The sequence below is a fragment of the Streptomyces sp. NPDC055078 genome (assembly GCF_053607985.1).
The window spans coordinates 1-5,675 of the sequence record NZ_JBSGUP010000539.1; the positions used below are offsets into that span (position 1 = coordinate 1).

Consider the following 5,675-nt stretch of genomic DNA (forward strand, 5'->3'; position numbering starts at 1 on the left):
GGGAGCGGGTCCGTGTTCGAGGTGCAGGTGCCGCCGCCGGCGCTGGGGCCGGATGTCGGGGACGGCTTCGGCGAGGACCTGACCGACGAGACCGACGAGGCCGACGAGGCCGACGAGGACCTGACCGGCGAGGACCTGACCGGCGAGGCCCTGACCGGCGAGGCCGATGAACTGGATGAGCTGATCGACCTCGGGGACGACGAGCTGGACGACTTCGGCGGGATCCCCGACGGTCCCCCCGCCGAGGCGGCCCACGCCCGCCGCACCATGATCGGACGCAGCGCGGAGGAGGTCGACCACGCCCCGCCGCGCGGCCGGTATGCCCCCACCCCCGCACCCGACTCCGGCACCGTCGGACTGCCCCTGCGCTGGATCGCGCCCGCCGCCGCCCTGGCGCTCGCGTCCGCCGTCGTCGTGAGCCGGGCCCTGCGTCGCCGGAGGTAGCCGCTGCCCGCGTACGGCGTCCCGGTTAGTGTCGTAGGCGTGAGCAGCGAAGAGAGCGTCCGGCTGGCCGCCGGAGACGTCGAGTTGACCGTCCGTCCGCAGAACGGCTGCCGGGCCGCGAGCCTGACCATCGGCGGTACCGAGGTGCTGCGCCAAGGCGAGCGCTACGGCAGTTTCCCGATGGTGCCCTGGTGCGGGCGGGTCGAGAACGGCCTGTTCCGCGACGGCGGCGACCTCCACCGGCTCCCCGCCAACGCCCCGCCGCACGCCATCCACGGCACCGGCCGCGACACCGCCTGGCGGACCGCGCGGGCGGGCGAGGACGAGGCGGTCTTCACCTACGGGCTGGCCGAGCCCTGGCCGTACACCGGACGCGTCACCCAGATGTTCCGGCTGACGGAGGACTCCCTGACGCTGACCATGGGTGTCGAGACCTACGACAGCTCGTTCCCGGCCCAGGCGGGCTGGCACCCCTGGTTCCTGCGCAACCTGGGCGGCGACGGCGACGGCGACGGCGAGAGCCGGCAGGACGGCGGCGGCGACGACGGTGACGTACGGATCGACTTCCGGGCCGCCTGGCAGGAGGAGCGCGGCGCGGACCATCTGCCGACCGGCCGCCGGATCGACCCGCTGCCCGGCCCCTGGGACGACTGCTTCGGGATGCCCGACGGAGTCTCGGTCACCCTCACCTGGCCGGAGCGGCTGGAACTGACCGTGGCCAGTCGCGCCGAGTGGGTGGTGATCTACGACGAGCAGCGGGAGGCGGTCTGTGTGGAACCCCAGTCCGGCCCGCCGAACGGGCTCAACACCCATCCGCGCCTCGTCACCCCCATCGACCCGCTGGAGATCGAGTCCACCTGGACCTGGCGTCGGCTGTGAGACCAGGCCGTGAGACCTGGGCCGTGAGACCCGGGCTCTGAGACCTGGCGTCGGTCGCGAGTCACCCCGGGACATAGGCTCGGGGGCATGACTGACGTACACGCTGAGCTGCTCCGGCAGATCAAGGACAAGGCCGTGGTGCACGGCAGGGTGACCCTCTCATCGGGTCTGGAGGCCGACTACTACGTCGACCTCCGCCGGATCACGCTCGACGGTACGGCCGCGCCCCTGGTCGGCCAGGTCATGGCCGAGCTGACCGCCGATCTCGACTACGACTGCGTCGGCGGCCTCACCCTGGGCGCCGACCCGGTGGCGACCGCGATCCTGCACGCCTCCGCCGCCCGGGGCCGCCGCGTGGACGCCTTCGTCGTACGGAAGGCGGCCAAGGCGCACGGGATGCAGCGCCGGGTCGAGGGCCCCGACATCAGGGGCCGCCGCTGTCTGGTGGTGGAGGACACCTCCACCACCGGCGGCTCCCCGCTGACCGCCGTCGAGGCCGTCCGCGAGGCCGGTGGCGAAGTGGTCGCCGTCGCGACGATCGTGGACCGGGCCACCGGCGCCGGGGAGAAGATCAGCGGCACCGCCGGAGTCCCCTATCTGTACGCCTACGCACTGGCTGAGCTGGGTCTGACCTGAGCGGCCCGGCCATGGCTCCGGCCGGGGCCGAGGGCATGGTGGAGTCCGGTGGGGAGTCTGGAAGGATAGGGGTTCGACGATGACGTCACCCCAAGGTCAGGGCCAGCTCATTTCGTAATCCCGCACATCTCCACACATCACCGCAGATCCCCGCACATCAACAAGGAGCGGACAATGCCCATCGCAACCCCCGAGGTCTACAACGAGATGCTCGACCGGGCGAAGGCAGGCAGGTTCGCCTACCCGGCCATCAACGTGACCTCCTCCCAGACCCTGCACGCCGCGCTGCGCGGCTTCGCGGAGGCCGAGAGCGACGGCATCGTCCAGATCTCCACCGGTGGTGCCGAGTTCCTGGGCGGCCAGTACAGCAAGGACATGGTCACCGGCGCGGTCGCGCTGGCCGAGTTCGCGCACATCGTCGCCGCGAAGTACGACATCACCGTCGCGCTGCACACCGACCACTGCCCCAAGGACAAGCTGGACGGCTATGTCCGCCCGCTGCTGGCGGTCTCCGCCGAGCGCGTCGCCCAGGGCCGGAACCCGCTGTTCCAGTCCCATATGTGGGACGGTTCGGCCGAGACCCTCGCCGACAACCTGGCCATCGGCCAGGAGCTGCTGGCGCAGGCCGCCGCCGCCAAGATCATCCTTGAGGTCGAGATCACCCCGACCGGCGGCGAGGAGGACGGTGTCACGCACGAGATCAACGACGAGCTGTACACCACCGTCGACGACGCCCTGCGCACCGCCGAGGCCCTCGGCCTGGGCGAGAAGGGCCGCTATCTGCTCGCCGCGTCCTTCGGCAACGTCCACGGCGTCTACAAGCCGGGCAATGTCGTCCTGCGCCCGGAGCTGCTGAAGGACCTCCAGCAGGGCGTCGGCGAGAAGTACGACAGGTCCGAGCCGTTCGACTTCGTCTTCCACGGCGGCTCCGGCTCGACCGCCGAGGAGATCGCCACCGCGCTGGAGAACGGCGTCGTGAAGATGAACCTCGACACCGACACCCAGTACGCCTTCACCCGCCCCGTCGCCGCCCATATGTTCCAGAACTACGACGGCGTCCTGAAGGTCGACGGCGAGGTCGGCAACAAGAAGACCTACGACCCCCGCTCCTGGGGCAAGCTCGCCGAGGCCGGCATGGCCACGCGGGTCACCGAGGCGTGCGTGGCGCTGCGCTCCACCGGGACGAAGCTGAAGTAACCGCAGGTCAGTACGGGTAGGGCCCGGTGCTCCGAGAAGGAGTGCCGGGCCTTCGCTCGTATGGGTACCCGTACGGGTGAACGAGTCGGAGACGGGACGCGAACCGGTCCACCGGCCTACGATGATGCTCTCGACACCAGCCACCAGGAGGTTCATATGTCTGCCGCAGCAGTCGAGCACCCCTGTGACGGTGAGCCCAGGACGCTGCTCGAAGAGGCGGATGCCCTCATGGAGCAGCTCCCCGGCCACCGCGTCGAGATCATCGGAGGCATTCTCACCGTGACCCCGCCCGCGGACTTCCGTCACGCCGGTGTATTGACGGATCTCATGATCCCGTTCATCTCAGCAGGTCTGCATGGCAAGGAGACCCAGGTCGTTCAGGCAGTCGGTATCTGGCTGCCCAGCGGTCCTTCCGACTACGCCATCCCCGACCTCGCCGTGGTGGACGCAGACTTCACCGATCGTGTCGTCGAGTACAACTGTGGTGACCCGGCGACCTTCCGTCTCGTGGCGGAGGTTACTTCGAGCAACTACAGCAACGACTTGCGAGTCAAGGTCAATGCTTATGCGGAAGCAGCGGTCCCGGTCTACCTGATCATTGATCGCAAGCACGGCCGGGTCCATCTTCTGACCAATCCCCATGGTGACACCTACGAGACCCACCAGGTGTTCGCTCCCGGCCAGCAGGTCACTCTTCCGGCATCAGTCGGAGGCGAGGGCACCTCCGAGATCACCCTCGATGTCGCGGAGCTGCTCAAGAGCTGACGCCCGCCGGGTCGTCGGGAGCCGGTCGCGCTGGGATGATCCCCGTATGGAAGAGCGTCCGGAAGCCAGGGAGACCGCAAAGGGCACCGGGGGCGAGGAGGCCACGGGTCCGACGCGGGACGCGACGGAAGCCGGTGGCATCAGGCTCACCACGCCCACCGGCCGCTGGGTGGTCCTCACGACCGTGCTGGGCTCCAGCATGGCCCTGCTGGACTCGACCGTCGTCAATGTCGCCCTGCCGCGCATCGGTGCGGACCTGGACGCGGACATGGCGGTCCTCCAGTGGACCGTCAACGCCTACATGCTCACGCTCGCCGGACTGATCCTGCTCGGCGGGGCGCTCGGTGACCGGTACGGGCGGCGCAAGATCTTTGTGCTCGGCGTCGTCTGGTTCGCCATCGGGTCGCTGCTGTGCGGGATCGCGCCCAACGGGGAGACGCTGGTGCTCGCGCGCGCCCTCCAGGGCATCGGCGGCGCGTTGCTCACCCCCGGGTCCCTCGCCCTCATCCAGGCGAGTTTCCACCCCGACGACCGGTCCCGCGCGGTCGGACTGTGGTCCGGGCTCGGCGGGGTCGGGGCGGCGATCGGGCCGTTCGTCGGCGGCTGGCTGGTCGACGGGCCCGGGTGGCGCTGGGTGTTCCTGATCAATGTGCCGCTGGCCGCGCTCTGTGTCCCGGTCGCGCTGCGTCACGTACCCGAGTCCCGTGACCCCCGGGCGCACCCGGGGCGGTTCGACATCCTCGGCGCGGTGCTGGGAGCGGCGGCGCTGACACTGGTGACCTACGCGCTGATCGCTCCCGCCTGGTGGGCAGGGGTCGCGGGGGTCGTGGTCGGGGCCGCGTTCGTCCTGGTCGAGAAGCGGCGGCCCGACCCGATGCTGCCGCTGTCCATCTTCCGGTCCCGGCTGTTCACCGCGGTCAATGTGGTGACGCTCTGTGTGTACGCGGCCTTCGGCGGATTCTTCTTCCTCGTCGCCCTCCAGCTCCAGGTGGTGACCGGGTACTCGGCGCTCCAGGCCGGGGTGGCGCTGCTGCCGACCACGGTCCTGATGCTGCTGTTCTCCGCGAAGTCCGGGGAGCTGGGGGAGCGGATCGGGCCCAGGATTCCGCTGACCGTGGGGCCGCTGCTGTGTGCCGGGGGCATGCTGCTGATGCTGCGGGTGGGGGAGGACGCGTCGTACGCAACGGATGTGCTGCCCGCGCTGCTGGTGATGGGGCTGGGCATGGTGACGCTGGTCGCCCCCCTCACCGCGACCGTCCTCGCCTCGGTCGAAACCGCCCGCGCCGGGATCGCCAGCGGCATCAACAACGCCGCCGCGCGCGCCGCCGGTCTGCTGGCCGTGGCCGCGCTGCCGCTGCTCGCGGGGATGGGCCCCGAGGCGTACCGCTCCGCGACGGAGTTCGGCGAGACCTTCCGGCGGGCGATGCCGATGTGTGCGGGGGTGCTGGTGCTGGGGGCGGCGGTGGCGTTCCTCGCGGTGCGGCGGCCGGTACGGGGGGCGGAGCCCGTGCGGCCCGAGTGCCGCGTCGCCTGCGGAGTGGGCGCGCCGCCGCTGGAACCTGGCCCCCAGGAACCTGGCCCCCTGGAACCTGGCCCCCTGGAACCTGGCCCCCTGGAACCTGGCCCCCTGGAGCCGGGCCCCCATGACCGCGCCCCGTAGCCACGCCTGCTGGTTGCGCCCGGGCCCTCGCCGGGGCGCTGCCCCGGACCCCGCGCCTCAATCGCCGGCGGGGCTTGAATGGTGACCCTCGTCC

The 5,675-nt window shown here is 70.8% G+C and carries 4 protein-coding genes and 3 pseudogenes; 6 read left to right on the plus strand and 1 reads right to left on the minus strand.

From position 1 onward, the window contains the following. The 6 genes and pseudogenes from ACWF94_RS31420 to ACWF94_RS31445 form a co-directional block, all read left to right on the plus strand. Nucleotides 1–444: pseudogene (locus ACWF94_RS31420) on the plus strand (hypothetical protein); the annotation flags it as partial. 39 nt (nucleotides 445–483) lie between these two features. Beyond that, a complete protein-coding gene (locus tag ACWF94_RS31425) occupies nucleotides 484–1,323 on the plus strand; it encodes an aldose epimerase family protein (protein ID WP_453496125.1) in 840 nt (279 codons plus the stop codon). An 87-nt stretch (nucleotides 1,324–1,410) separates the two neighbouring features. Then, nucleotides 1,411–1,959, plus strand: a complete 549-nt coding sequence (gene pyrE / locus ACWF94_RS31430; protein WP_453496128.1) for an orotate phosphoribosyltransferase — start codon at nucleotides 1,411–1,413, stop codon at nucleotides 1,957–1,959. 174 nt (nucleotides 1,960–2,133) lie between these two features. Beyond that, a complete protein-coding gene (gene fbaA, locus ACWF94_RS31435) occupies nucleotides 2,134–3,156 on the plus strand; it encodes a class II fructose-bisphosphate aldolase (RefSeq protein ID WP_453496131.1) in 1,023 nt (340 codons plus the stop codon). A 156-nt stretch (nucleotides 3,157–3,312) separates the two neighbouring features. Further along, nucleotides 3,313–3,921, plus strand: coding sequence for a Uma2 family endonuclease (locus tag ACWF94_RS31440; protein WP_453496133.1), 609 nt, complete (start codon nucleotides 3,313–3,315; stop codon nucleotides 3,919–3,921). Nucleotides 3,922–3,967: 46 nt separating this feature from the next. Further along, nucleotides 3,968–5,491: pseudogene (locus tag ACWF94_RS31445) on the plus strand (MFS transporter); the annotation flags it as partial. A gap of 24 nt (nucleotides 5,492–5,515) precedes the next feature. Here ACWF94_RS31445 and ACWF94_RS31450 read toward each other — a convergent pair. Further along, nucleotides 5,516–5,566 (minus strand): annotated as a pseudogene (locus tag ACWF94_RS31450) (hypothetical protein); the annotation flags it as partial. Nucleotides 5,567–5,675 lie beyond the last annotated feature (109 nt).

What these genes read in the sequence shown, in the direction of transcription:
- pyrE (WP_453496128.1), top strand. Translation starts at nt 1,411, where the DNA reads ATGACTGACGTACACGCTGAGCTGCTCCGGCAGATCAAGGACAAGGCC.
- fbaA (WP_453496131.1), top strand. Translation starts at nt 2,134, where the DNA reads ATGCCCATCGCAACCCCCGAGGTCTACAACGAGATGCTCGACCGGGCG.
- ACWF94_RS31440 (WP_453496133.1), top strand. Translation starts at nt 3,313, where the DNA reads ATGTCTGCCGCAGCAGTCGAGCACCCCTGTGACGGTGAGCCCAGGACG.